Genomic DNA, 316 nt, shown 5'->3' with positions numbered 1-316 from the left:
CCCGGTGGGAAACTGGGGGGACCACCCTCCAACCCTAAATACTACCTGATGACCGATAGAGGAGCAGTACCGTGAGGGAAAGGTGAAAAGGACCCCGGGAGGGGAGTGAAACAGAACCTGAAACCTTGTGCTTACAAGCACTCAAAGCACGTTAAAGTGTGATGAGGTACCTTTTGTAGAATGGTCCGGCGAGTTATTGTTACTGGCAAGCTTAAGGTATTCAGTACCGGAGGCGAAGGGAAACCGAGTGTTAATAGCGCGCATAAAGTCAGTGGCAATAGACCCGAAACCGGGTGACCTATCCATGGGCAGGTTG

The 316-nt window shown here is 51.6% G+C and carries 1 rRNA gene; it reads left to right on the top strand.

Annotation, left to right across the window (positions count from 1 at the left end):
* Positions 1 to 316 (top strand): 23S ribosomal RNA (locus ACTNB1_RS14910); the annotation flags it as partial.

The organism is Flavonifractor sp. HCP28S3_F3 (assembly GCF_052065355.1).
GTDB lineage: Bacteria > Bacillota > Clostridia > Oscillospirales > Oscillospiraceae > Flavonifractor.
This window is presented reverse-complemented; position numbering and strand designations above follow the sequence as displayed.